The sequence below is a fragment of the Myxococcus sp. CA039A genome (assembly GCF_013336645.1).
GTDB lineage: Bacteria > Myxococcota > Myxococcia > Myxococcales > Myxococcaceae > Myxococcus > Myxococcus llanfairpwllgwyngyllgogerychwyrndrobwllllantysiliogogogochensis.
Map to the genome: position 1 here is coordinate 16,124 of NZ_JABUMQ010000049.1, position 26,519 is coordinate 42,642.

A 26,519-nucleotide genomic window follows, 5' to 3' on the forward strand; every position below is an offset into this window, starting at 1 on the left:
ACTTTGCCCTTGCAGAGAGCCATCCACACCCGGGAACACAATGTCCGACAGGACACAATTCTACTTCCGTCAGCGCGTCACTGAAGCCGAGCTAAATCTTGCCTTCGCGTTCCTCGAGAAGGCCGACCGCAACCTCGCCTCGGACCTGGGCGTCCACGGCGTCATCTCCGGGGCCGTGCCCGCACCGCACTCGCCCGTGCCCAATCTCTCCGTCGACCTGACGGCTCCGGGCCGCGCCTACGACAACCTCGGCCAACGCATCTTCTTCGGCACCGGGCAGACGGTGGACTGCGCGGTGGACTTGTCGGGCATCCCCACCGACGTCTCCACCTCGGGCAGCGAGCGGTGGGTGGGCATTTTCCTGCGCTTCACCCGCCTGCTGTCCGAGCCGCGCACGGACGGCAACTCCCAGCAGGTGTACTTCCGCCGCGACGAGTCCTTCGAACTGGTGGTGCGCCAGGCGCCGGAGGGCCCCGTCGGCCAAGCGCCCAAGCCCGCCCTCCAGCCCGACGAGCTGCTGCTGTGTGACGTCCGGCGCCGCCCGGGGCAGACGCAGATTCTCGCCGCGGACTTGGACACCTCCCGCCGGCAGGCCTTCATCTTCGCCCGGGGCACCTCCGTGGCCGTGGAGAGCGGCACCTGGGACGTGCTGAGCCCCAGTGCGCAGACGGTGCAGGCGACGCTGGACGAGGTGGATGCCGAGCTGGCGGGGCACTTCTCCGGCACCGCCCGGAGACACGAGGCCGGTGCCGTGGACTACGCGCCCCACGGATTCATCACCTCCACCACCGTGCAGGAAGCCGTGGACGAAGTCGTCGACGAGCTCTCCTCGGCCGCCGCTGGCACACCGGGCGCCTCCCGAGTGGGCGCAGACGCGGTGCCCGGCACGCCCAACCTCCTGCCGGCGGGCACCGTGGACGCGCAGCTCTCCTCTCTGCTGGGCTTCGTGAATGCCCACCAGGGCGCGGCTACCGGGGCACACCACGCCAGCGCCATTGGCGCCTCGCCCCATGGCTACGTCAGCAGCACCAGCGTGCAAGCCCAGTTGCAGGAGGCCGTCACTCGCCTCGGCGAGACAACGGCCGGAAGCTCCGGTGCATCTCGTGTCGGTGGAGATGCGCTGGCCGGGACTCCCCATGCCCTTCCTGCCAGCAGCCTGCGGCAGCAGCTGGCCGCGCTGCTGGGCTTCCTCAACGGGCACGTCACCCAGGGAGCGGCGGCCCATGCGGCCTCCGCCGTCTCTGTCGCGGACACGGGCAACCTGCTCTCGGCAGGCACCGTGGAAGCCGCCCTCGCCGAAGTCCTCGGGGCCTTCAGCGGCGGGCACTTCCGCGGCAACGAGACGGCCACCGGGCAGCACAAGGCCATCCTCCAGCCCGTCCTCGGCGCCGGCCGCGTCCTTCTCCTCGACGCCCAGGGCGCAGGGGGCGCCGCCGCGCGGCTGCGACTCTACGCCGACGGCGATTCGGTGTGGTTCACCCTCAACGCCGCCTGGAATGAGAGCGCCTGGGCCCGGGACACCACCGGGGCCGCTGCAGGTGGCTTCCGCCTCTCACGCAACGAGGCGGAGTTCCTCCACGACGCCAGCCTCACCGCCACCTTCGCCTCCTGGACGCGCACGTTGCGACTCCCCCTGAGCAGCACCGCCAGCAACACCTCCTTCGAGTTGGCGGGCAGCGTGCGCGAGGTGGGCCGGCTCGGCCTCCAGTACAGCAACAGCGACACCGCCGCGCACGACAACCTGGCCGGAGGCGGCTCGGTGACGTTCCGCAGTCGCTTTCCCACCGCGCCCTCCTCCATCACCCTCAGCCCCTACGCCACCAGCGGCAGCTTCGTCGGCAATCCCACCGTCATGGTGCCGGACAGAGACGGCTTCGCCTTCTACAGCCACCAGAATCTCCAACCCCTCGCCGCCACGTACTGGTTCGGCTCGTACACCGCTGTCGCGTGAGGACTCCTTCATGGCCATTCACGAAGTCACCGTTGAGGACGTGCTTCAGCGCTGCGCCCGGTGCGGCAGCGGCAATCGCCTCTCCCTCGAAGCCCTCGAAGTGGGCGTCGCCCGCCGGGAGGACATAGACGACGGCCTCGTCCAACTGCCCCCTTGTCCTGCGTGCCGCTCCACCGAGTTCCTCATCCGCCCGGCCGAGAGCGAGCCGGAACATCCAGCGCCAGGAAGCTTCGGACACCTGCACCGACTCCTCGTCGGCCACGTCCACGCGAAGCTCGTCGAGCGAGGGCGTTTGCACTCGGTGCTCAATCCCAAGGGGGGCGGCGCCGGCAAGGTGGCGGTACGGCCCCTGTCGCAGGAGGCTCGCGAGCGCTGGTTTCCGCAGGGCTTGCGTATCGAGATGCCTCCCGACGAGCAGCCCCGCGCCCCTGAAGAGTCCAGTTAATAGACATCCACTGCCAGCAAAACAGCCCCCCCGCACCGAGAGGCCCCGGGGCGTCGCGAATCCCCCGTCCCTCGACTTGCCATGTCCCCAAGACAGAGCGTGTATGTCTTCACGCGCCGCCCACTGCGCGCCAGGGAGACACGCATGTTTATCGGCACTGACACCACCTACATCGGCAATGAAATCCCCGGGCTCAAAGGGAAAAAGGTCCGCATCTTCGCGGTGCTGCGCGGCGGCCTCCGCCCCGACGCCAACCCGGACGCGGACGACTACTACGTGAATGACAACGAGAAGCTGGCACACCTCGGGGGCGTCACGGCCGAGGACTGCATTGACGCGGCTCCCATTCGCCCGGACGGAACCACTTCCTTCGTGCATGTCGACCCGCGCGCCATTGATTTGGGGTGCTTCTCGCACCTCGGCAAACCCAGCGCACAATGACTTGCCATCCGCGCGAAACAGAGCGTGTATGTCTCACGCGCGCCGCCCAAGGCGCACGGAAAGACGAAACAATGACACCCCACAAGCCCCGCCCTGCCAAAACCACGAAGCCCGCCCCGGCGCACGAAGAAACCCTTGAGCGCATTGCGCGCGAGGAAATGGACATCGAAACACTAGAGAAGCGATGGAGCGACAGCCTCGACTTCCACAACGTGTCGGCTTGGGGAGTGAAGGCTGCGCTCGAAGCGGCCTACCAAGCCGGCAAGCGCGACGCCAGCAACGCCCCCACCAAGTAGCCCCCCAACCACTACCGATGCCCCGCCCAGCGGGGCAGCAGCGCACGAGGGCCGCCGGGCCACTCTCGTGAACGGCAGACGTGTACCCACGGCCCGAAAAGGAAAACACCACCATGCCCCGCACCGCCGCACCGAAGACGAAGACGCTGGAGACGATGAACCTGACGGAGCTGCGCGCCCGGTACCGCGAAGTCCTGGGCGAGGAGACGCGCAGCCCCAACAAGAAGTATCTCATCCGTCGCATCGAGGAGGCCCTCGCCACACAGAAGCAGCGCAACCCCTCCCGCCGGGCGACGGCCGCCGCCACCACCGCTCCTCCGGCGACTGCCGCACGGGGCGCCACCTCGGCCGAGGGCACGCAGCCTGCCCGCCAGCGCGGGCGCTTCGCTTCCATGACGGTTGGCGAGTTGCAGGCGAAGTACCGTGAAGTCGTCGGGCGCTCGACGGGCAGCAGCAACCCCTCCTACCTCCAGTGGAAGATTCGGGAGGCGGAGGCCGGACGTGTGCCGGTGGGCCCCCGCCCCGAGCGCGAGGTGAAGGTGCGCGAAGACGGCAAGCGCGTCATCCCCCTCTCCTTCGACGCGGAGGACCTCGCGGCCCTGGACAAGGCCTGGCGCGACGCGGGCATCCCGAGCCGGACTCGCTTCTTCATGCGCGCGGTCCACCGCGAACTCACGGCAATGGGCGCTACCGAGGCCGCCGCGCATTTCGCCCTGAACGAGAACGAGTGAGGACGGCCATGGCGGTAAAAGAACAAGCCACCGACGCCCTCGGCCGGCGCCGCGTGCGGCGCGCACCACCCAGGAGCCCGGCGCCGATGGGAGGCGCCTCCGGCTGAACCAGCGGGCCGGGCGAAGGGAATCCGCGTGGGCACACCCGCCAGGCCCCAGCCCCGCCGCAGAGGCAATTACACACACTGGAATTCCGCCTACTGCCCCAGCCCAGGCAGGGTGTCGGCGCCCCATCAGCAGACGGCTGGCGTGAAACCCCGCGTATTCTCGCAAGTATTTCAGACGTCCAAATCCGCCCTTCCGGGCGTCGAAGTGGACTTGCCTCATTCGCACACAAGAGCGTGTATGTGTTTCGCGACGGGCGCCACAGCCCCGCGCGAATGCGAGAGGCAAACTCCATGAAGACGCTCCGGTTTGGGATTGAGATTGAGACGGTGGGCGCCAGCCGCCAGAAGCTGGCCCACGCGATTCAGGGCGCGGTGGGCGGGCGCGTTTCCGGCGACTACCAGGGCTGGCAGGTGACGGACTCACAGGGCCGAACTTGGAAGGTGGTGCCGGACGGCTCGCTGAGCGGAGGGGAGTACAGCGGTGAAATCGTCTCCCCCATCCTCACCTACCAGGACATGGACGCCTTACAGCACGTGGTGCGCGCCGCGCGCGAGGCTGGCGCTCGCGCCGACGCCTCCACCGGCATCCACATCCACGTCGACGGCAGCCGATTCACGGCCAAGGGTGTCACCAACCTCGTGAAGATGGTGCACAAGCAGGAGCGCCTCCTGGAGACAGCCCTCGGGGTGAGCGCCGCGCGGCTCAGCCGGTACTGCCGCCCCATCGACGGGGCCTTCCTCCAGCGGCTGGAGGCCCGGCGCCCGCGCACCCTTCAGGACGTGAATGAGGCTTGGTACGGGCGCCGCAACCTCGCGCCGCAGCGCTACGACGCCAGCCGCTACCACGGCCTCAACCTCAACAGCCTCTTCTTCCGGGGCACGATTGAATTCCGCTACTTCAACGGCTCGGTGCACGCGGGCGAGGTGAAGGCCTATGTCCAACTGGTGTTGGCCCTCGCGGCCCGAGCCCTGGCTTCAAAGGCAGCCTCCAGCAAGCGCCGCGACTTCAACCCCGCCACCGCGAAGTACGACTTCCGGGTGTTCCTCCTCCACCTGGGCCTCATCGGTGAGGAATTCAAGACGGCCCGCACCCACCTCCTCAAGAAGCTGGAGGGCAGCGCCGCCTGGAAGGGCCAGCGCCGCGACAGGCGCGGCTCGGGCGGGGAAGGCACCCCCGGCAGCGAGGGCGCACAGGGCGGCAGCGAGGGCGCGCAGGGCAACACAAACGAGGCGCTGGCCGCCTGAAGCGGCCTTCACGCCAGGGCTCTTCGGGGCCCTGGTCGACACGGACAACGGCGGGCCGCGCGCCCGCCTTCAACGCGAGAAACCCCATGCTCTATTTCGCCTACGGCTCCAACCTCGACAGTGCCCAGATGCGCGCGCGCTGCCCCGACGCCACTGTCGAAGCCCGCGCCACCCTTCCCGGCCACACCCTGGTGTTTGGCGGCTACAGCCGCCGCTGGGGCGGCGCCGTCGCCAGCCTCCAGCGCGTGCGCGGCACCCACGTCGAAGGGCTGCTGTATCGTCTCACGCCCGAGGACTTGCGCGCCCTCGACGCCTTCGAGGGGCACCCCTTCGCGTACCGGCGCGCCGCCCGACTGGTGACGGACAAGGCCGGCCACCGCCGCCGCGCGCTGGTGTATCTCCAGCCCGAGGAAGACTTCGAATCCTGGCCCCCCGCTGGCCGCTACTTCCGCGTCCTCTGGCACGCATACGGGCGCCTGGGTTTCAACCGCGCAGCGCTCGCGTGCGCCCTGGGAGGTGCGGCGTGAAGCACGCTTCAACCTCGACGCGCGTCTTCGTCTACGGGACGCTGCTGTCCGGCGAGCCCAATCACCACCTCCTGCGCGGCGCACGCCTCATCGGCCCAGCGCGGACGCAGCCTCGATTCACCCTCTACGACTACGGGCCCTTCCCTGCCCTCGCCTCCAGGGGCACGGACGCCGTCGAGGGCGAGGTGTACGAAGTCGACGCTCTCATGCTGGCGGCGCTCGACAGGCTCGAGGGCCACCCTCGCTTCTACGAGCGCACGTCCATTGCCCTCGACGGTGCCGACCGCGTCGAGGCATACCTGTTCCCCAAGGTGCGACTGGCAGGCCGCCCCATCATCAAGTCCGGCTGCTGGCGCACACATCTGAAGGAGAAGTCATGGTAATCATCATGCGCGACGGACGTGTCTTCCAGGGCACCGCCATCCAAATCGTGAAGGGAATGCAGGACATCGCCTTCGGCGTGGAGCGCCTCTCCATTCCCGAGTACATCGCATGGGTGGTTGCCAATACCCAGCGTTTCGAATCCGTCGCGCTGCGCGTGCAGGGCGCAACCGCCGAGGAGAAGGCCGCGTCCCTCGTGGATGAAATGCTGCGCGAGGGCTTGGCGACGAAGGGGTGAGGGTGGGTCCGCCCAGCAAACCATCACCGCCTCATTCGCGCGTGCGCTATTGCCCAACCGGGCCCTGGCGAATGGGCACGCGCAGGGACTCCCTCAGCAGGTGCACCTCACCCAGGAGGCGAAGAATGTCTTCACCTGCACACCGCGGCGGCGGCCTCTTCTTCGCGGGGGCATCGCTCAGCCCTCGCAGGTAGCGGCCCTCGAGGGCCGTGAGGTCCTCGTCCGTCTTGGGCCTCATGGACGCGGTGTGACGTGGCGGTCTGTCCACGAGCCAGGAAGCCCTCAAGCTCGTATGCATCCTGCGGCGCCACCTCGCCTACAGCATGGCGCTCCTCCACGAGCGCGAGGGCCGCCCGGGCACCCAGCTCCGCCAGCACCGCCGCCTCCGCGTCGCCATACTCCCGCTTGGCCGAAGCCAACAACGTCCGGGACTCCGGACTGCCGTCCATCATCGCACGTGCGAGTTGCAGCCCCATCTCCGCCCATCCCAATCGCTCCGAGAGCGCCCGCCGCTTCTCCATGTCCATGCAGGCGTCGCAAAGCAGGGGGCATGCCAACAGGCCTCATGGACCCTCGCTTCGAAAGTTGCGACCTTCGTCGCGAGGGGCTGAACTACGTCCCTTCATGGGAACGGGAGACGAGGTTCAGCACTTCCTGAGCACAGGTGAGCACGACGCGCACTGCCGAGCTTGGCCAGGCGACCGCATTGAGAGGGAGCGCCGCGCGCATGAAGAGCTTCGCCAGTCCCTCGTGGCGGAGGTGCAGCGACGCACGGTGGCATTGGGGGCCGAGGAGCGACTCCGGGGCTTCGACATCGTCTCCCTCACCCGGCTGAAGGTGGAGCCCATGGTGCGCGGCCTCTTCCCCGCCTCGGAACAGGGCGCGGTCCTCTCCCTCTTGGAGAAGTCCGTTGTCTTCCTCACGCCGGCCAATATTGCCCGAGTCCTGCGGGAGTCCTCCTGGCTGAGCACGGCGTGGGACTTGGCCAACCTCTACCTCCTCAGCGTCGGCGCCGAGTTGCTGGGGCCAGAGGCTCCCCAACTCCTGGGCCTCAGCGAACACACCACGTGCTACGTCTCCCTCGCCTATTTCGACGAGGCGTCCCCCTTCGCCGACTACCTCGTGCACGAGGCGGCCCACGTCTTCCACAACTGCAAGCGCCGCACGGTGGGCCTGCCCGAGACGCGCCGACGCGAGTGGCTCCTCGACATCGACTTCCGGAAGCGTGAGACGTTCGCATACGCCTGCGAGGCATATAGCCGCGTCCTCGCGGCCGGCAGCAACCGCCAGGCGCGCATAGCGCTCGCCGAGGAGTACGCGGCCTGCGCGGCGCCATCCGATGAGCGTGTCTCGGTCAGCGAGATGGTGGAACTCGTCCGTGAAGCCGCGGCGGCGCGGAATGGGTGGAAGCACATCCTCGCCCGGTGCGCCCTGCCGACTCGGGCCGTCACGCAGACCTCCGCGACAGAGGTAACAACAGCAACCCGGCGTCACGGCCCATGAAGACTCGGGAGGGGCACCCCTTCCCGCGTAGTGGCGTCAGGGGCGCCGTCCGGCTCGACGGGGGCCAGGCGCCCATCCGCCGTGACGCGCAGCACATGGGCGGGTGCGAAGGCGCCAGCTCGGCCGCAGAAGACTTCATCGAGTCGCTGATTCGTCGTCCCCACCACGAGGTTCCCCGCTTCATCCAGCGTGTATGCCAGCGGCGAGGGGGGAGGACGCTGGTAGCGGAGGTTGATATACGGCGCGCATCGGCCGAAGTACGCTCCATTATGGGCGCTTTGCGGACATGCGGAGCGAGGTATGGTTCTCCGCTAACGGGGGTAGACTATGCCAACATCCGGACCGACTTTGAGGAAGGTTGTCGCTGCAGATGGCAGGGAGATGGACGCAACGTTCCACCTCGATCCTGAATCCAGCGCTGAGTCTGTTGAGCTCGTGTTCGAGAGCCGCGGCGGAGGCACGCGAAATACCGAGTACAAGGATGGGCTGAAGGTCCTCCTCGAGCGACTTCGTGCAATAGGCGGAGCGACTATTGAAGATGCCGTCATCGATACTGAGGCCACCCGGGACTCACTCTCAGAGTCGGAACGGCGCATACATCCCCGAGGGCGCAGCTATCCCATCTCGCTCGATGCCGAAAGCGATGTCGCCAAGTTGCGCATTGCTCTCATGAGCGCTCAGACGGGGGTTGGTCGGAAGCCCGGCGCCAAGGGGGGCGGCAACCCAAATAAACGGATGCGCCTCACACTCACGTTTCCACCTACGACGTTTTCATCCCTCGGCGCGATCGAGGATGCACTCGCTTTGGGACAGCCCCCTACCTTCCTCGCCCGGATATGCTGGAACTCAGCTCATTGGGTGCGCCCAACGGGGGAGTCTCGAATGCTCGAGACCGGAACGTATGTGACCGAATACGGCTTCGGACATGAGGAGTGGCTCTTCAACTTGGGGTGGGTGCTCGACAATGGCTTCCACTATGCGTATCTGCAACCCCTTCGTTCTGCGTGGGAACGGCATAGGGGGCGGGTGATTCATATTCGACTCTTCACAATTGCCCCGAGTGGAGAGCGTCTCTACGTTGGGGAGCTTCGCTCGTGTGAGGTGCTGACCGAAGAGCAGGCGGAGGTTGCCGCAAGGGAGTACGAGAAGCGGGGTTGGATTGATGAAATGCGTGAGCAGGTGGAGGCTGTGGAAGGCAGGCCTAAAGGACTCCTCGGCGACCCAATCAGCCGCTTCAACCTCCGCTTTCGCCCAAGTGACGCGACATACTTCGTGCCCCATCAGCAGGCTACGTCGTCACTCCTGAAGGATGCCTACCTCCGGTACCGGCTCTACAACTGGACGGACGAACTTGCGGCCGACTTCGAAGATTCGTCCTCCGCGCGATTGGTGCCGATAGGGCCAACAGGGGTCACGGGCAAGAACACGGGCACAGTCCACCGTCCAGGTACTGCTCCTTCATCGTATGACCCAGTGCACAACATCCTCCAGCAGGAGTTGTACAAGATCCTGAAAAAGGCTCATGGCGCTAGCGCTGTGACGATGGAGGAGGACCACGTAGACCTGAAGGTTCGCCTCCCTGGAAAGACGGTCTTCATCGAGTTGAAGACCTTGCCTAGCGCCCGTCTTGCCGTCAGAGCTGCCCTCGGGCAGTTGCTCGAGTACTCCTATTTTCGGCAGCATTCTTCTCAGAACGATTCCGCGGAGCTCATCGTCGTGGCTCCTGCCTTCGCTGACGAGGATGAGCAGGCGTATGTGAGGCTCCTCAGGACAACCTTCAACATCCCGATCAGCTATCGAACGTTCAATCGTGAGATGAGGGCATTCGACCTGAAGTGACCGAGCTGTAACGGGACGTATTTACTGGTCTGAGGGGGCCCTCACTGCGTGTGGTGGTGGTGTCATCTGCCGCGAAAGAGGCTCAATGGGTGCTCGACATGAACGCGCGCAAGCAGGCGGCCCCAAAGAGTCTGCTGCCTCTGCAGGCAGGCCAGACGCCAGTCAGTCGTGCTCGAGCTAGGAAATGCTGACGGCCCATTGAACCCGACTGAGGGCTCTTCTCAGGACCAGCTCCCTAACAAATCCCACGAACGAATAGACAGGACCAATAGCCCCCAGCGCTATACAGGATCCCACTCCAATCAGCGTGACATGAAAATCGAACACCCAAGAAGCCACCATCCCACTTACCCACAACGGCACTGCGATGAGCCAGCCCCTCTTCCATCGACTTGGTTTCTCCACATCAAACAATCCTGCCGGACCTCTTGAATCCAGACGAACCCACTCGTTCGTCGCATGAGAGTAGACACTGAAATCAAAATAAACCCCACCCTCACTGCGTACACTGAGAAACGTAAATCTCCCCCCTACGTACCCTAGGCTTCGACAATCCGTGAGGGTATACGAAAACTCCCCACCACGGTCTCGCTCGAAAAAGTAGTCTACGGAAGTAGTCACCCTTTGGGCCTCCTTTGTGCTCACAATGTCTGTGCGAGGGTGACTGACCGCGCGAAGAACTGCATCGGTAGTAACTATATCGAACCTCACTCCCTTGACAGTTATGGTTCGCCACTCCAAAGGAACAGATGAAGTTCGCCTAGCGAGCGTCCTCGCGAAGTGATTCTCTCTCCATTGCATTAGCTCTTTGGCGGTAAACGTGTTGGACTGGGCATCAACCTCTCTGTGATGGTGGGCGCAAAGAAGAACAAGATTCCCTATGTCATTAATCTCTTTAACGGTAGGCACCCCAGGACCTGGCCATGGCCTTGGGCCTTCAGCAGAAACCGAGTAAATATGAGCAATATTTCCTAGAACGGCCTCATCATCATAGTCGGTTGGGCTGGCGACAATCTTATTTGGACAACCAGGACACGCGCATCTATTTCCAGACAAGCCGTAGAGACGCGACACAGTACTTTGCGTGTATCTCCGGGGCAGGTTGTCCCCTCTTGATGGATGCCCCTCCGCTGCTGGTCGCAGAGCTTCATCTGCACGCTGGCCCAAAAGGGAGCCATCCAACTGCGGCACTCTTTCCTCTCCTCGCTTCTTCGCCATTCGGTCACCTCGAAGAACGAACCGCAGCCCAAGCTGATGCTCGGCCACCGCCTACATACCTAGGAGGACTGACATCAGGGGCAAGTTCGCCTACGTGGCTGGTGATGAGTCCGCCGTAGGTGAGGCCGGGGCACACGTCCTGTGACGTCCCTGGGTCATGCGTGACACACCAAGCTCCATGAGCGATGGGCGTGGCGCCCATCCTGGCCACTCGGCACGGCGCACGCCGCGCAGCCACCATTGGACGCCGACTTCTTCAACGCGCGGCTGCGCCTACTCAAGACACGGCAGCTGCGTCATGAGCGCGTCAAAGCCACGTTCGGCTGCGTGTCAATACGAGTGAGCGAGGCGCGCAGAGTCCTTGCTCTGCGTGGGATGGCCGAAGCGGAGTCGGAAACACCGAGGGCACTTCAAAACCTCGAGGTTCGAGCGCCGGGCTTCCGACCGCTCGAACATCCGAGGTGGCGAGGTGGCGGAGGCGAGAGCCAGGCTGCATTGGGCGCCTGCCGGGGCCAGCCACTCATTTGGGGCTGCCAGTTCGGCATCCCCGCAGCGGAGGAGGGCAGCTCCGGCCCACGCTGCACTTCTCTCGTAATTAATGGGCCGAACGGACCAGGCACGTCACGCCGAGCAGACCGTTGTTGGACGGAGACGCGTAGCGTGTGCGAAAACGGCCGCATGTTCGAGTTGAACGATGCGCTTGAGCGCCTGCACCTGCCGCCCGCCCGAACCCTCGTGCTAAGGAACGCCGTCTCTGAACTCGGCGAGGCGATCTACTGGATTGCGGACGAACGTCCGGAACTCTTCTGCGCCTATCAGCACACTCAAGGGCCGCAGCTCACCGGCGCCATGAAGAGTGCTCAGTACATCGTCTCCTGCATTGGGCATGCGCCGGACCGCGCCGTCTTCGTTGGTGTCTACGAAATCATGGGCGGCCGGCTGATCGATGCGGCGCAGTTCAACGCCCTTCCGGAGCATCAGGAACTCGCCCGAAACGGCTACGGAATGATCGCCGACTCCGACACTGCTTGGGCCTTCGACCTCCAGGCGCGTCCCGTCATGGAGACATGGAAGGGGAAGCTGGTGTTCGGTTGGCCCGGCGGCACACGCAGTTGGTGGCGTTACGCCGGCCGGAACCGCTTTCCGATTGAAGCGATGCTCGAGGAGAGCATCATCACGCGAAGAATTCCGCCCTGGCAGGAGCTGGTGCTGACGTGGGCGCAGCTTGCTTTGCTTCCGACGTCCTGGCGAACTCTGCTGTCTCAATGGCGCGGGATCTACTTCATTCACGACGAACGCAGGCGCCTGGGCTACGTCGGCTCGGCGGCCGGGGCGGAGAACTTGCTCGGCCGCTGGCTTGACTACGCTGCCAGCGGCCATGGCGGAAACAAGCTACTCCGGCAATCACAACCGGCCGATCTCCGATTCAGCGTGCTCGAGCGCACTTCCCCCGACATGGCGGTGCGGGAGGTAGTTCCCCTCGAGCAGACGTGGAAGCGCCGGCTGCACACGCACACACCCTACGGTCTGAACGAGAACTGAGCCGGTTCGGAATCGAAGGCCTGCGCGACGAGCGGAGGCGCGGAGTTGCATCGATCTCGTGGAGATCCTGCTGTCACTACCCAATGTTCGGTCGCCGAGTCATGGGTGCGTCAAGGCCGTATCGAACCGTGCGTCACTGCAAGTGAGCGAGGCACGCAGAGGCCGTCCAGTTTCCTGTGTCGGCGGAGAGAAGTCGGAATCGCCAAAAGCACGACACAGCCTTGAAGATTGGACGAATACCCTCCGCCACCCGCTCGAACTCCCGAGGCTTCAGGGAGGCAGCAGAGGCGAACGCCAGCGCCTTCGCCGCCAAGCACCGGATGGCCGGCTTTTGGGGCTGCGTGGCGCGGACTCGAGCCTCCAGCGCCTCGCGGATCGAATCAGAGGCGAGCGCCCCGGGGACAGCCGCAGCCGCCGTTCTACCTATCCTCTGCCAGGGAGAATGCTGAGCAGTTCAAGCTTGACACCACGCGTCACGCGCCTTGCAGTGAATAGAACACGGCGCTGTGCGTATGAACGAAGGCTCAGGCACAGCGCTTGAGTTCGGAGGTGATAATGCGCGCCCCTTGCGGACTATGCGATTGGAGCAACGCCAGGAATCAGCCGGAGCACCCTGCCTGCGTGGTGTGCAAGCGACGCGTGTGCCCGAAGTGCAAGACGAAGGGATGCTGTGGTCACGTCCCCGCGCGCACTCTTGCGGTGAGCATTCAAATGACAGCCCCTACAACAACGAGCCGCGTGCCGCATCGCGTCGAACCTATGCGGTCAGCCACGCGAACGGAAAGGCCCGCTCAGGAATCGAGGTCCGAACCATGGCCGTCAGCACCAACCTTCAAATATGAGGTTGGCCGCTGCTGTCCCAATGCGGTGAAAGTGCCCTGCGGGTGCATCATGAAGTGGATGTGTCCGGACCATGGGACCAAGTGCATCGGCGACCACAACTAGTCTTCCTCCTGGATGAATTCTGCAGCTACCTCGCGTTGCCCGGGTATGAGGAGGTAATGACGAGACAGCAGCGGGTGCAACCAGCGATAGGCCCCACCGAAGCCCCAGATGATTACCTGGGCAGTCATCCCAGAGCCCCCGGTGCAGTGCGACGAGGATAGGCGCGTGCGGACACGGTTGGTGCGGGCACCGTAGGAACCCGATGGAAGATCAACCAGGCGATAACCCCACGTCGAAGAGCAGCTCAAGCACGGGCTCTCCGGGGCGGTAGGCATTCGCCGGTCGCATCGAGTCGGGATTGAGCCAGGGATGGTGGCTGTGCTTCATGCAGGAGAAAAGGAGCTGCGCAAGCCCGAGCTGATCGCCCCTGGACAGGTGTCGCATCAACGCGCGGGAGACATGCCCAATAGGAAGCCCCTGCAACGTGAGGGCCCGAAGGTACTCCTCCCCCAGCTCGTGCACTCGCCGGTTCCAGGCTTCTGGATTGGCTGCGATGAGCTGCTCCAACTCCACGGGGGCATTGAAAGCAGGGCTCCAGAAGTCCGGCCACTCGCAGGCGAGCTTTCCGGACAGGACTGCAGCCTCATCACGCCCCAGCAGCGATACCAGAAACGCGGAGCAGGTATAGCGAAGCCAGCTCTCCCGCGTGCTGCAGGTCTCTAGGGAGGGGCGCATCAGCTCGAGGCAGCCCGCCCCCGCGGCCCAGTGCGCACCTCCCGCGATGCCCGATTGTAACTCCTCGTCGCCACGTGACAGCACCGCCACGTAGGCGGCCAGCGCGTCCTGCACCTCGAGGGGATGGGGTGGATTCCAGAAGGAGATGATGAGTGCTGCCGCGCAGAGCTGGTCGAGGGTTGACCGGCTGACGGACGAAACCTCCTCCCGCTCCGTGAGCTGCGCCGTCCACTCCCGGGCCAGCACGACCCAGCGCGCCTCCAGTTCCGTCCCTTCGAGTACCGGCCGCAGGGCGCGGAAGACAGCGGCGGCATGTGTAATCGGACGGACGCCGCCCCGTTCATTCGGCACCGTGGCCTGCTCCCACTCGGACTCCATGCGCGCCACGGCGGCCTCGCGGACCCGTGGATGAAGGAGCGCCTCTCGCGACATGGGCTCGCGCAGCAGCCTCAATTGGCTGTTCGTGCGAATCCACGTGGCCAAGTGCACTGCGGCGTCCTCATTGTCCGCGGCGACCAGCACGTCCAAAGCGAGGCCCGGAAAGTTGTAGGCTTTGGAGTCCTCCATGCCTGCGCAGTGCGCAAGGAGGGCTCGCTGAATCAACGGATGCCTCACTGCGGCCTCGCCCAACCTCCTCTGATCTTCCCACAGAAAGAAGACCTCCCGGAGATGGGCGATGAGCCAAAGGGTCCCCTCCGGGTAATCGCTGGCGGCGCGAAGGAAGGAGGGGGCCGCCGCGAAGCTGTTGAGAGGGACAAGGCGCTCCCGTTCTGCCAGTTCGAGCTGGGAGAGTTCCGCCCCGAGCAGGTGAATGAGGCGCTCCTTGACAAGGCTCGACGGAGGGGGAATAGGCTCGCGGGCGCTCTCGTCGGATGGCATAGGGAGCTGGGGTAGCAGATTCATTGGTCCCTGCCAGTCGGCCCAGACCGCCTCCAGCGCACGACGCCCGTCATCCCTCGAAGCCAGCTCCGACACGACCTCAAGTGGACACCCGTAGCGTTGCGCCAGGGTATGAAGCTGTGCCGCCAGCTCCTCGGCGGGAGCTTCGCCCGGACGGAGGGCTAGGGAGGCTGCGAGGGACGACTTCGAATGCTGTCTTCGCATCAGGTCCCGCAGCTCCGGCAAAGTGGCTTCGAAGTAGCCATCCCGGCTCGCGCAGCGCAGAACTTGGCCGGCAAGGATGGCAGGGGGATAACGGGGATACGGCTCCTCCCAGTCGTGCAGGGAGTCGAGCAGTGCATTGCGGACCGCGTTGACATCGACCCACCGGGCTAACCGCTGGAGTGCGACCAGCCTCACCTCTGGGTCGCGCTCCTCCAGCACCAGGAGCCAGTAGTTCGCAGAGTCATTCTCGCGGGCCGCCCACCAGTTGGCGCGCTTGCCTGGGATGCGAAGCAGTTCGAGCAGCCGGGCACCCACGGCGCGCCGGAGCGCGTCACGCGCCAAGCTCCACTCGTCCAGGACCTGCTCCGCCCGTCGAGGCAGCCACGAGGAGGACTCGTGCGCCAGCATACCTGCGAGCGTCTGGGTGAGTCTGGCTACCGTGGGGCCGTCCTGCACGGGCAGGTCGGTTGCCGTTCGCACCGCGGTCAGCTGAGAGCGGAGAAAGCGCAGTCCATCCCGGTTGTCCTGTGGCACCAGCAACTGGTCGATAACGGCCAGCGCTTGGGGCAGGGAGTCCAGCTCGGCGATGAGCCCGATAGCGTGCCGCACAGGCTCCTCCGCCCACTTCTCGCGAGCCGCCTTAACGATGGCGTCCACGCCCAGCCGCCGCAGCTCCGCTCCTGAGAGGTGCTCCGCCACGCCTCGGAGTACGAACCGGTAGGAGCCATCTTCCTGCCGAACCAGCAGTCCGAACTTTTCCTGCATCAGTCTGAGCAGCCGCTCCTTCAGGTCAGGGGCGATTCGCGCCAGCAGACGGAGCAGGTCTTCCCGTGACACCTGCTGCTCCTGCCCCTGTAGCGCCGCCAGGGCGAGCTGCCGCAGGAAGGGCGCCACCTCATGCCACGAAACTCCGCTTAGGCCCGCTTCCAGGCTGCGTCCGCCCACCCAGCGTTCGCACAGCAGCCGGATGATCGACTCGAAGATTCCTGCGCGGCCTCTCTTGAGCGCCGCCGGCTCCTCCTGGGCCAAGTAAAGGCAGAACGTCGCCATCAGGGGATTCTGGAGAAGCGGACGCAGCAGGTCCGGCTGGACGTCCTGCTTCAACCGGGCCACGAGACCGTGACGGTGCTCGGACCACCGGTCCAGATGTCGGTTCAGAGAGGCCTCGTCCCACTTCTCCAGCTTGACCTTGAGGTGCGGACGCCCCGGCCGCGGCGCCGCGCCTCCAAGTGGGCGTGAGGCCACGATAAGCCCGGCACTGTCCCGGCGGCTATGGAGGTGGGACAGCATCCCCTGGAGCGACGGATGGATGGCCTCGCTGGTCTCGTCCAGCCCGTCGACCATGAAGAACTTGGGCATGTCGTCGTTCTTCAGCAGCGCCTCGTCATACGTCTCCGGGGTCCGCCGGTGGATAGCGTCCACCAGCCTCCCGGAGACGAGCGCGGCGGCGTCGACGAGGATGGGGACTGGTGCTTTCTCGTCCTGCCGTGCATAGCGGGCGAGCTCGTGCAGGAGGTACTCCAGCAGCACGCTCTTTCCCGCTCCCATCTCGCCTTCGACAACGATGAGTGGCCGGGTCCGGAGCCGCAGCTCCTTCTGCAGGTGCCTGTAGAGGTCAATGTGCCCCGCATCCACCTCCGCCTGTGCGAATGGCGAAGCTGAGGGGGGCTGCGCGACCATCCTGTCCGTCGACTCGCCTGGGGGCCGCGCCGAGACCTGCTTTAGTACCCGGACTGGAGGCATCACGAAGACCGCCTCCAAACGGACGGGGGCGTCAGCTTCGTCATGGCCTAGGCCCACGCGCAGGGGGCGCAGTTCCCCCCACGCATGCTCTAGCTTCTCCAGGCAGCGCTCCCGCTGCCGAGCCAGGCTTCGCGCGCGTACGCTCGTGGCGCGCTCGAAATTCCGAAGGATGCGCTCGTCGAGGAAGCTGTATGTTATGGGGATGGCGGCGTTCGGGTACCGGTGCAGGACGCCCAGCATTGCGTTCCAGACCATGTCGGGCTGGACGAAGCGCTCTCGAAGTACCTTGAACGCACCGTCCTCCAGGTCCTGCTCGGAGCCGAGTGCTCTGATCTCCAATCGCTTGAGGACGGAGAGTGCGTCCGCGTGGCGAGGCAGCTTCAGCTCGGAGCAGATGAAGTCGCACCAAGTCTTCTCGCCCTCGCTCAGGCTGATGGAGAGGTCCGTCAGCACCAAGCCCGGAGTCCGCACCTTGTCCGCGAGGTCTCTCAAAAATCGAAGGTGCTCTACCCCCTTGACCTTCACGATGCTGTGAAGCACCAGGTGGGCCATGTCGAAGGTGTCCAGCGTCAGGTCCCGGATGAGCTTCCGCATTTCCTCCTCGGCGAGTTCGTCCGTCTGGCGCTTCACCTGCCACACATGGCGATTGCCCTGGGGGTCCTCGGTCCTACGCTCGAACAGGTCATCCCAGCAACCGCAGTGATTGACCTCAAAGCGCAGCTCCACCGGCCCGGGCGAGGAGGCCTCCTCCGCGAAGATGACGTCCGCGCATCGGGTGGCGGCGAAGCGGACCCCATAGTGGCCGCTGGACAGCAGCTTGGCTTGTCGGTCCATGCTGGGAGCATAAGACGGATAGGGGCAACGACATGCGTCGCCACTCCAACTTTCGGTTCGTTTCCCCTACAAGCGCCTCCTCGACATGGCGACGGCCGTCCTCGCGCACCACCAAGCCGACTACCTGTCCGCTCGGCATCGAGCCCCAACGCGGTGGAGCCTCCACACCCACGACCGGACACCCATTGGCCCCCGTCCGTCTCCCCCTCTCCCTCAGTGCTGACGATGGCCTCTGCTGCGCGATATGTTTCACGCGATCGGGCCGGGGCCAGCGCGATGGCTTCGAAATTACCAGGAGCGCTGCCGACGTTTTCGGGCACCTCCTCCACTTGTGCCTACCTAAAGCTCGACCGCTGCGTCATGAGGGCGTCAATGCGAGTGAGCGAGTCGCGCGCCTAGGTGACGAATTCCCTGACGCATGGAGCTACTCTCTAGGAAGCTCGGGGTGCCTATCGTATTCAGCATGACCGGGCTGCCAAACACCAACCACACGTCCTCCAGGCACATCAGCAAAATAATGAATTTCGACACCTCGGTCTTCAAGCTGGAGCGCACAACCAACGAACAGTTCAGCGATACCCGGGAAAACAAGGTGGTGCCTATTCTTGCCCGTGTGTGCAAGATCCAAGTCTACAGCAACAATCGATGCAGTCCCGAGGTCTCTAAGGCGCGGCTCCCACCGTTCCCCCATGGCAGAGTAAATGGCTTCCCCGCCCCAAATTGAGAGCAGGTCGTTGAATCCCGAGGAATGGCTATCAAACATAGTCCGACCAGCAACAAGACACACTCTTCCCTCCCGATTCTCCGCCATCCCCCTGGCAAACACATGCCCATTCAGCAGTTCAATCGACTCCGCCTGACTAATAGAGCCAGCCAAGAGCGCATCGCCGATCCGTCCAGCCATCAAGTTGCCCGAAAGCGCCTTCAATCCACTCTGCCGAACAGCGACAACTTCATGAGGGAGCAGTCGCGTACAATGGTATGCGCGAACCACAGCGCCATCCAGCATGGCTAAAATGGATTTCGCCTCATCAAGCAGACGCAAATCAGCCGTATACTCGATGTCGTCTGGGGCGGACGCTGAAAGCTCGTCAACATACTCTCTGAGATCATCTGGCCAAGTTGCCACATCATCAGGATCAATCACGCGCACAGCAGTCTCCTCCGCCGACTGAACAGCGCCTACCGTAGCCGGTGTCGCCTACTCGCCCTCAGTCTTAACCATCGACGGACTTCCTTCAATATCCTGCGCCTGCTAACCCAGGACGCAGTTGATGTGATCGGCACGGTCTGAGCTTTATAGCGGATGAGTGTTGCCCCCCTGTGTCAGGGGAAATGTCGCCTCGACTGACCGGCCGACGAGGCAGCTGTAGGGGGACCTGGGCGCGCGCGACGCGCTGGAGTTGGTGGAAACCCACCCTGGCGCCGACACGTGCTGGGATAGAAAACGCACCGCTAGGCACGACGGACAGCGAGCCTCGGAACAAGAGGGACGAGGCGTCAAGCGGGCCGGCCAAGGTCGACGCAATCGTCCGGGTCTAAAACAACCCATCATGACGAAATGCCGGCGAGCCCATACGCTTTCAAGCTTCGCAGGCTAGGCCCTGAAGTACCACGTCAGAAAGCATGTTCCAGCAGCTTTTACCCCATCGCAGTCCCGAGAGTCAGCATGGTTCACCTTCCGTCGCGATACGAGGACCTTAATCAGGCATTTCGTGGTCGACTGCGACCGAATCAGCCTCTGCTCAATCTTGTAAAGAGAGGCTTTGCAAGCATGCAGGTAAGCGGAGGAATTCGCTTCTTACCAGTATTTGGAAAAAGCGGTTCAGGTAAGAGCTGTGCCGCACGCGAGCTGGCCACTCACCTGCCTGAGTGCCGAGTATTTGAACTTCCGCGAGACGCCATTCAGTCTGGCGATACACTACGAAGGCATCTTGAGCTTGAGGCGCGCAGTCCTCAGCAACACAGGCTTTGGGTGGCTATCGTCGATCAGTACGAGGAAGAAGTCGCAGGACAAGGGAACATTCCATCGCAATTCATAGAGCAACTCTCACTGCTCGACAGAGACAAAACTCTCGGCCGCCCAATCCTCTTCATCTGGCTGACGACCAAGCGAGAGTTCCAAGCAAGCCTCACTGCGGCAACAAGTAGGAATGAACGAATCTTGCTCTCGGAAAATTTTGAACTGATTGGCCCTGAGCGTAGCGATTGGCCTTCGATTATCGAGGAGACGTTTCACTTTCACAATCAAGACAAGAACCTTGCTGACTTCCAGGTTCTACAGGACAACCTGGAGCGCGTGTCAGTCGAGCGACCTACTCTTGGGAATGCCATCGGAGCGGTTGGTGGAATGCTCTCGGCAACGGTCGATGGCCTCCAGGATCTCTCAATTTACCAGGTCGTTATGCTGTGGCCAGTAACAGATGGCCAGCGAATTACTCGCGTAGGCCAGTTCACCGATCAACGCGCGGGCTACAAGGTCGACTGGCCTGCTTGGTATCGACAACTGAATCGTGACGACCAAACGCAACTACCCGTCCATGAGTACAACAGGGCACGCCTCTATTTCGATCTGAGACTTGTGCCAATCGCAGCGGCCGACCTGTATCCACTCTGCAGAAACCTCGAAGATGAAAATCCGACCCTCGCACCAAGCTATTTCATACGATTCAAAAAGACCCACTTCTACAACATCGTAACTGGCAACTGGAACCCCAATACGTTCTCACCTCTGCGCGAGCGTGAATCGGAGCGAGCCGACGAGGCGCGCGCTTGGTACGAAGGTGTTACGCAAAACCCTGTTGGCCTGGGCCGCAGAATAGCAAAGCTTTTGCAAAACTGCAGCGTTCAGGCGCAGCACGAGCAAGATGTTTCGTCGCGATATGCCACGGTGAGAGCTGACGTGCTTGTCGACCGCCCCTCCGAACCCAAGCACAAGGTAATTGTCGAACTGAAGGCCTATAGCGCTGAGAACACCATGCCGTCGAGCATCAAGGATGCAATACGTACGACCCTTAAGCGCCATGCTCAGTTTGGCGGATTCCTTCAGAGACAATGACGATAGCACCTGGATACATAGTGTAGCCCCTGTCCCTGCCCAAACTCGGTCGCTGCGTCATGAGTGCGGGCACGGCCAGTTCGGAAGCGCGACAATGCGAGTAAGATAGGCGCGCCTGACTCACGAGGCGGATGAGTCCGCCACGGGCTTCGGGCTGATCAATTTGCTGCGCTCTTTGGCACAGTTCCAGCTGAGGCTTGTCTCCGCGGACTCCCGCTATGACAAGTGGCGAAGGCGTGAGCCGGGCGCGCCACTCAGCGCCCGCAGACTGGAGTTCGGCGATGCCTCCCCGCCGCTGTTGGATGAGCACCTCCACCAACAGCTCCTGCCGGCCTTCACCTTTCCTCCGCCTACCTCTCGAAGGCCCAAGTCATCCGCACGAGCTGTGAATCCAAGGGCCAAGCAAGACTGGCCGCATCGCGCCCTACCCCAGGAGCAGGAGAAATGAGGAGTGCCTCTCCTCATTCAAACACGTCTATCGGCTTCAGCTCTTGGGGAGTTGACGTCGCAGCAGGCGGCCACTCGAAGCCTGCATCCGGAGGCAGGCTGACCGTTGGCGCGGCTTCTTTTGGAGGCGTTGGTGCTGGCTTTCGCTTCTTTCGTTTTGACGGCACCGGCTTCACAGGAGGGGTCGGGGCGACCTCCGCCGCAGCCGCGCTCGCCACCGGCGGAGGCGTGGCCGTCGGCTCAGCCAATCGGCTCTCAAGGCGGTCATGCACAACAAGACCCCCTGCCCCCAAGACTGCAAGAACAGCGACCGCAAGCGCAACCGCAACGGACCTACGGCGCCAGGCGTGCGGCTTCGAGTCGCTGGGCGTCTCCGCCTTCGAACTGAACTGCGGTGACGACGACGGGCGGGGCGGAGCGGGGCGCTCTGAGGGCACAGCGGAAGGAGGAGGCAGCGGAGCGGGTCGTGCGACAGGCGCAGTGGAAGTCGACTTCACCAATGCATCGGCAGGCACCGCACGAGCCGAACATCTCTCGTTGTGCTCTCTCACGAACGTCCCGGCATCTGCCGGGGTGCTACTCCTGTACGACGCGACTTGTGCAGCATACGTCTTACGATTGACGTGATGCCCCACGGCGACGAGCACAGGTAGCCGGCCAGTCAGCTCGGCTACGGCGGTAACGACAGTGGGATTATCGAAGACAATGAAGTCTGCAGGTCCCCCACCGCCACGCGCAACCACTACCAGGTCAACATGTAGGGCGCCTGCGTCCCGGACGCCTCGCGCAACATCCTCCGCATCGTCCAGCCGTACATGAACAAGTTTCAGATCCCCGACTAGCGCGGAGTCCCGCAGGTTGTTCTTGAAGTCCTCCACCACGACCCCTCGTTCCCCCGTCACCATGGCGATACCGCGGATAGGACGCGCGCGGTATGCGCGAGGCAATTCAAAATAGGGCTGAGCGTGGGCCTCCCATTCCCGAGCACGGGCCGAGCGGTCCTCCAGCACCGTAAAGCTCTTCCCCGCGAATGTGGCAGTCAGAAAGCCAGAACCTTTGGTGCTTTCCGTCACGGTCCATTGCCCCTCGATACGGACTCGAGCGGTCACCTGAGGCGCGCCTGGATTAAGTGGAACGCGAGCCGCACATAGCTCTTCGGTGTGGTCTTCTCGAACCAGGAGGAAGTGGACGAAGTCACCCGGCTCTGTCGAGATGACTTCACCGATGAGCACGCGTGGCGCATCGGCAAGGCCCTTCAATGCGGCCTGCTTCAACCGCTGCTTGGCGGCACTCGGGTTCTTCGACCCCTGTCGGCCTCGGGAACGCCACTTCCCTCTGCTTCCTCCTGCCACGTTGTCCCCTCCTGCCAAGTAGGCCAGCGCCGCCGCCATGGGCGCATCGACGTCGTAGCATTTCCGACTGACGCTAGGAGTCCCTGATAGTCGTGCTTGGAGGTTCCGAAGCTCGGCAGCCTCTTAAAATTCAGGCACTTACCATCATCCGTCAACGCGGGGCTGTGCGCCGGGGACGCCTCATCTCCGGAAAGGTGAGGTTGAGTCCCAGTGCCGCACCGACCTCAGGGGGCGGACGACAGTGACCGAAACGAGCGCACTGCGGAGATGCCCGGCATCGCAGGCCACTGCGGTACAATGAGAGTGGACTGACTACATCGTTCGGCACTTGCCCATGCGTGTCAGTTGGGCGGAGCGCACACCGTCATGGGTCGACCCTCACCTGTACCCATAGGAAGAGACGGCATGGAATCCAAGGTTGAAACTGGGGAACTAGTCCTTCTTGGCGTCCCCAGCGAATGTCCTCAGCCGAACTTCCACGTTGATCCCGCTGGCGGACGGGACCACTTGTTAGGATTCAATTTCCCATCGATCCCGGGAGTCCCTCCAGTCCGAGCCTCATTAGGGAAGCGCTTTTGCACGAGCAGTCCTGCTGAGTCGGGCAACTTTGGCCGAATGCCGATTGAGGAATGGATGACGCACCTCTCGGTCATTTCTGGTGAGCTTAGGCGGGCCGAGTATCACCACGAACGGTTTGTTTCAGTCCTAGAGCTCCTGAAAACTCGCAGAAGGCTCGTAGGCGGTCCAACTGTTGGCGATCCAGCCCCTGCACGAGCACTCTACTGTGAGGCAGCAAGCTACCTCAGCGCTCTACGAACAGCGGTAGACATCATCGTGTACGTAGCTGCACGTCGCACTGGGGCAAGCGCTGCTAACGCCGATAGCTGGGGGGCAACAAAGCTAATTTGCAGCAAACCAGCCTCGCCGCCGAAAAAACATGACACATCTGACATCAACGCACTTCGGCGACACAAGGACTGGTTCGAGACTCTTAACCACTACCGCAACTGCATGGCTCATCGCGGCTGGCACGAACAGTCCTTCGGATACTTCGACCGCAGCGACACCGCCCCGGAAGCAAATGACCCATTCCACAACGTCATGCTGGTGCCCGACCTAGGTCCGCTAAGACAAGGTGCGCGCCCAGACAAGTGGACCTATCGCGAGAGAAAATGGCTCGACACGCTGGTTCGCGATATCGAATCGGGAGCCATGGCAGCGTTTGAGGACATCCTCAACGTTTGGGCACTCCCGGACCACGGACCAGGACGACCTCCTCCAGCAGATCGTCCGACAGTGTTTCTGTACGTGCCCTTCGTCCCCTCAATGGTGGAGGAGCAATCGCCGCCGGTTCTCCATGCGTTCGTATCGGAAGACGCTGCGAGGCTCTTCTTCGACGACTTTAAAAAGCAGGGCGAGGACCTTCGCGACTTCTCGTTCCGGGAGGTGCGACGAATGAAACTCGCAGGTGAGGGTGGTGGGTACCTCATTGCGTATGGTTCAGAGTTGGCCGGAAACGACGTGGCGGAATTGCATCTCCACACGGCTCAGAGTGGTAGAGACCACGTCATCGCGAAACTCCAATTCTGCCCATCAGCAGAACGGATGAACGGGCCCTACAAAGGCCTTCTCTGGTTCCGAACACCCGCGTTGGATCTCGAATCAATCTTGGTATTCTCACACGCTGGGCAATGAGAACGGGTGCACCAAGCAGCCTCGCCCCTACAAAGCACAGTCTCTGAGTCCTGAATGAGCCAAGAGCTCCCGGCAGGGCGCCAACTAGAGCGCTCGCGGCGCGCACGACTGAGGCGACTTCCATGGCACGGGGGATAGCGCCGCTTCCGCCTCGGGGCCCGCCAGACAAAGCGAGCGGGAGCCGACCTAACGGAGAAACTCCGCAGTTAAGCCCGCAGCATTCTTATGCGGGACACAGTGCAGGCCTACTTCGGCCCCTTGGCAGCATTCAGAATACGCTTCAGCACATTCTCTGCGTCTGATGTTTGCGCCTTCACCGCGCTCAACAGGCGAGGGAGCGACTCAGCAAATGGGAACGTGTACGTGATGACCTGCTGCTTGCCATCGAGCAGCACTAGTTCCGCCCCGTCGACGTCGAAGTACTCGTCTGTATCCGCATTATAGGCACGACTCACCAGTTCCAGCAGACCGAAGTCGGCCTCCTCATGCGTTGTGGTAAAGAAGCCGTTGATTCGAGAAGCCACATGCGTCGCCAAGCTTCCGATTGGCCTTCGGGACCAAGCGACCTCTCCCGACTGCGTCGCCCTCATGAGAACCAGATACAGCTTTTCTGCGTCGTCACGCGTGACGCTCACGTCATTTCTCCCAGTTTATGTCGGCAACACGCTCGCCTAAGTAAGTACACAAGTACGTCAGCTTGTTGACGACGTCGCGCCCCGTTGTTTCAGTAGAAGCTGCACGGTAGGCAGCAATGACCTCAAGGACACCATCAATAGTCTCGTGGTCGGCAGCTCCAACCAGCTCTCGGACTTTCGCCAGGCATGCAGCACAACCTTCAATTTGCTGGCGAATTACGTCTGAGTACTGAGCATGGTCCTCGAGATGCGTTCGGATTGTCTTCTCTGCCTTCATTATCCGTTTGCGGAGGTCCCCCAGGCGCATGCGCTGCTGCAGTGTCTCCCGTACCTTCCTTATTTGACTACGATTGCTGGCTGCCCAGAGAACCCCGACCACGGCAAGGACGTCGGCACAGAGGCTCAGCGCCTCCGCCCAAGTGAGGGAGCTTAACCAGGGCAAGAACGTCTGCTGGAACCAGTTGACCGTAGGACCACTCCTTGGGGAAGGCCTGTACAGCAAGACAACCTATCAGTGCGAGCGAAACCGCCGGGGGGACCTACCGAGAACGATGGGCCATGCGGAGTGCATGACGCATGCGGTCGCATCGCATAGTCCGGCGCGGCGGAGCCAGACTCTCCTCACGTCGAAGTCCAGCGGTCCGCCTGCCCGTCCACACGCCCCACTAGCGCCCCCATGCATTTTGCTCAGAAGCATCAGGCAGTCCCTCGCACACGGCAGGAAGCGCATTTCGGTAACGAGAATGAGCGCTGAGCGAAGTCCAGCGTCCTACCCCACGAAGCCCACCGTTCGCGCCCCTCACCAGAACCTCCAGCCTCGCCAGCAAGGTAGCCGCTCCTGGGATTGGTCCGCCACATCCGCCGAACAACGGCCGGCTAGTTCAGCACTTTGCGTGACATACATTGGGCCACATTCTGCGCACTCCCGCTGTATTCAAGTCAACTAGGAACACCTACAACATCGGCACGTAGGGACTTGTAGAGAGTCGGGCCCCCTGTCCACCAAGCTCCAAGCTCCAAGCTCCAAGCTCCAAGCTCCAAGCTCCAAGCTCCAAGCTCCAAGCTCCAAGCTCCAAGCTCCAAGCTCCAAGCTCCAAGCTCCAAGCTCCAAGCTCCCGCAGAAGCGCAGGAAAAGATCGCATCTTGTCAGGGACGAAATTCGATCACCGTAGGTCCCCAGAGAAAGGAGCGGCGACCATGACGACGTTGACGGTGCGGACGAACCCGATGAAGCGCAGCTATCGCAACCGCCTCTGGCCCCAGTTCGGCGCCGCCTCCTGCTCCCTTGTGAGCTTCGCCTCGAAGTCCCCCGCGGGCTTTGACCGGCTTGGCGGCCCTCCGCCCGTACCCTGCTGAAGCTCGCGCTCCGTCATCGGCGCGCCAAGCCACGCAGAGGCCGGGCTCCCATCCAGGGAACCCGGCCTCTCGGCTTTCTGGGCTCCTAAACCAGAGTTCATGATTCTCGAACGGCCTCAGACGGCACGCCTGAGGTCGGCTCGGCGCAGGGATGGACTGGCAGAGCGTTGAGCGTTGCGAGCAGCGAGGTAGGCATGCACCCGCACCATGA

Annotated in this window: 22 protein-coding genes and 1 pseudogene; 15 read left to right on the plus strand and 8 right to left on the minus strand. The window is 63.3% G+C overall.

Translation table 11 applies throughout. The annotated features are described in order from the left end of the window. Positions 1–40 precede the first annotated feature (40 nt). The 9 genes from HR086_RS11010 (at position 41) to HR086_RS11050 (ending at position 6,362) form a co-directional block, all read left to right on the plus strand. Positions 41–1,951, plus strand: a complete 1,911-nt coding sequence (locus HR086_RS11010) for a hypothetical protein (RefSeq protein WP_174465571.1) — start codon at positions 41–43, stop codon at positions 1,949–1,951. Positions 1,952–1,961: 10 nt separating this feature from the next. Beyond that, positions 1,962–2,396, plus strand: a complete 435-nt coding sequence (locus HR086_RS11015) for a hypothetical protein (RefSeq protein WP_174465572.1) — start codon at positions 1,962–1,964, stop codon at positions 2,394–2,396. Between the two features lie 144 nt (positions 2,397–2,540). Further along, positions 2,541–2,837: a hypothetical protein gene (locus HR086_RS11020; RefSeq protein WP_174465589.1), complete on the plus strand. Its 297-nt coding sequence runs from the start codon at positions 2,541–2,543 to the stop codon at positions 2,835–2,837. Positions 2,838–2,908: 71 nt separating this feature from the next. Further along, the gene (locus HR086_RS11025) at positions 2,909–3,133 is read left to right on the plus strand and encodes a hypothetical protein (RefSeq protein WP_174465554.1); all 225 of its coding nucleotides are present in this window, start codon (positions 2,909–2,911) and stop codon (positions 3,131–3,133) included. 113 nt (positions 3,134–3,246) lie between these two features. Beyond that, a complete protein-coding gene (locus HR086_RS11030) occupies positions 3,247–3,864 on the plus strand; it encodes a DUF2924 domain-containing protein (RefSeq protein WP_174465573.1) in 618 nt (205 codons plus the stop codon). A 398-nt stretch (positions 3,865–4,262) separates the two neighbouring features. After that, a complete protein-coding gene (locus tag HR086_RS11035) occupies positions 4,263–5,216 on the plus strand; it encodes an amidoligase family protein (RefSeq protein WP_174465574.1) in 954 nt (317 codons plus the stop codon). 86 nt (positions 5,217–5,302) lie between these two features. Next, positions 5,303–5,743 carry a gamma-glutamylcyclotransferase family protein gene (locus tag HR086_RS11040; RefSeq protein WP_174465575.1) on the plus strand — a complete coding sequence of 147 codons (441 nt, stop codon included), beginning with the start codon at positions 5,303–5,305 and terminating at the stop codon, positions 5,741–5,743. Beyond that, positions 5,740–6,126 carry a gamma-glutamylcyclotransferase family protein gene (locus HR086_RS11045; RefSeq protein WP_174465576.1) on the plus strand — a complete coding sequence of 129 codons (387 nt, stop codon included), beginning with the start codon at positions 5,740–5,742 and terminating at the stop codon, positions 6,124–6,126. Before HR086_RS11040 ends, HR086_RS11045 begins: the two co-directional genes overlap by 4 nt. Positions 6,127–6,131: 5 nt before the next feature. Next, positions 6,132–6,362 carry a hypothetical protein gene (locus HR086_RS11050; RefSeq protein WP_174465590.1) on the plus strand — a complete coding sequence of 77 codons (231 nt, stop codon included), beginning with the start codon at positions 6,132–6,134 and terminating at the stop codon, positions 6,360–6,362. A 131-nt stretch (positions 6,363–6,493) separates the two neighbouring features. Here HR086_RS11050 and HR086_RS11055 read toward each other — a convergent pair whose 3' ends face one another. Further along, positions 6,494–6,889, minus strand: coding sequence for a hypothetical protein (locus tag HR086_RS11055; protein WP_174465577.1), 396 nt, complete (start codon positions 6,887–6,889; stop codon positions 6,494–6,496). A gap of 223 nt (positions 6,890–7,112) precedes the next feature. On the opposite strand from HR086_RS11055, the gene HR086_RS11060 reads away from it, so the two are divergent. Beyond that, positions 7,113–7,865, plus strand: coding sequence for a hypothetical protein (locus tag HR086_RS11060; RefSeq protein ID WP_174465578.1), 753 nt, complete (start codon positions 7,113–7,115; stop codon positions 7,863–7,865). On the opposite strand, the pseudogene HR086_RS49740 reads toward HR086_RS11060, so the two are convergent. Further along, positions 7,853–8,071 (minus strand): annotated as a pseudogene (locus HR086_RS49740) (hypothetical protein); the annotation flags it as partial. The gene HR086_RS11060 and the pseudogene HR086_RS49740 overlap by 13 nt on opposite strands. A 142-nt stretch (positions 8,072–8,213) precedes the next feature. On the opposite strand from HR086_RS49740, the gene HR086_RS11065 reads away from it, so the two are divergent. Beyond that, positions 8,214–9,704 carry a hypothetical protein gene (locus HR086_RS11065; protein ID WP_174465579.1) on the plus strand — a complete coding sequence of 497 codons (1,491 nt, stop codon included), beginning with the start codon at positions 8,214–8,216 and terminating at the stop codon, positions 9,702–9,704. A gap of 177 nt (positions 9,705–9,881) precedes the next feature. On the opposite strand, the gene HR086_RS49745 is transcribed toward HR086_RS11065, so the two are convergent. Continuing rightward, positions 9,882–10,922 carry an HNH endonuclease signature motif containing protein gene (locus tag HR086_RS49745; RefSeq protein ID WP_373564284.1) on the minus strand — a complete coding sequence of 347 codons (1,041 nt, stop codon included), beginning with the start codon at positions 10,920–10,922 and terminating at the stop codon, positions 9,882–9,884. Positions 10,923–11,600: 678 nt separating this feature from the next. Between HR086_RS49745 and HR086_RS11070 the strand changes: the two genes are divergently transcribed. Continuing rightward, a complete protein-coding gene (locus HR086_RS11070) occupies positions 11,601–12,464 on the plus strand; it encodes a GIY-YIG nuclease family protein (protein ID WP_217441750.1) in 864 nt (287 codons plus the stop codon). Between the two features lie 1,155 nt (positions 12,465–13,619). On the opposite strand, the gene HR086_RS11075 is transcribed toward HR086_RS11070, so the two are convergent. Continuing rightward, complete coding sequence (locus HR086_RS11075) at positions 13,620–17,657, minus strand: NACHT domain-containing NTPase (RefSeq protein ID WP_174465580.1); 4,038 nt, start codon at positions 17,655–17,657, stop codon at positions 13,620–13,622. Positions 17,658–18,189: 532 nt separating this feature from the next. Then, the gene (locus tag HR086_RS11080) at positions 18,190–18,912 is read right to left on the minus strand and encodes a hypothetical protein (protein WP_174465581.1); all 723 of its coding nucleotides are present in this window, start codon (positions 18,910–18,912) and stop codon (positions 18,190–18,192) included. Positions 18,913–19,539: 627 nt separating this feature from the next. Here HR086_RS11080 and HR086_RS11085 point away from each other — a divergent pair. Then, positions 19,540–20,823, plus strand: coding sequence for a hypothetical protein (locus HR086_RS11085; protein ID WP_217441751.1), 1,284 nt, complete (start codon positions 19,540–19,542; stop codon positions 20,821–20,823). Between the two features lie 461 nt (positions 20,824–21,284). On the opposite strand, the gene HR086_RS49750 is transcribed toward HR086_RS11085, so the two are convergent. Continuing rightward, positions 21,285–22,661 (minus strand): exodeoxyribonuclease VII large subunit, encoded by a 1,377-nt coding sequence (locus HR086_RS49750; RefSeq protein WP_373564285.1) that lies wholly within the window; start codon positions 22,659–22,661, stop codon positions 21,285–21,287. 594 nt (positions 22,662–23,255) lie between these two features. Between HR086_RS49750 and HR086_RS11095 the strand changes: the two genes are divergently transcribed. Then, on the plus strand, positions 23,256–24,317 hold the full coding sequence (locus HR086_RS11095) for a hypothetical protein (RefSeq protein WP_174465584.1): 1,062 nt from the start codon (positions 23,256–23,258) through the stop codon (positions 24,315–24,317). 245 nt (positions 24,318–24,562) lie between these two features. On the opposite strand, the gene HR086_RS11100 is transcribed toward HR086_RS11095, so the two are convergent. Together HR086_RS11100 and HR086_RS11105 are read right to left on the minus strand one after the other, a co-directional pair. Next, complete coding sequence (locus HR086_RS11100) at positions 24,563–24,952, minus strand: hypothetical protein (protein WP_174465585.1); 390 nt, start codon at positions 24,950–24,952, stop codon at positions 24,563–24,565. Position 24,953: 1 nt separating this feature from the next. Next, positions 24,954–25,259, minus strand: a complete 306-nt coding sequence (locus HR086_RS11105) for a hypothetical protein (RefSeq protein ID WP_174465586.1) — start codon at positions 25,257–25,259, stop codon at positions 24,954–24,956. Between the two features lie 890 nt (positions 25,260–26,149). Between HR086_RS11105 and HR086_RS11110 the strand changes: the two genes are divergently transcribed. Then, a complete protein-coding gene (locus HR086_RS11110) occupies positions 26,150–26,308 on the plus strand; it encodes a hypothetical protein (protein ID WP_174465587.1) in 159 nt (52 codons plus the stop codon). Positions 26,309–26,519 lie beyond the last annotated feature (211 nt).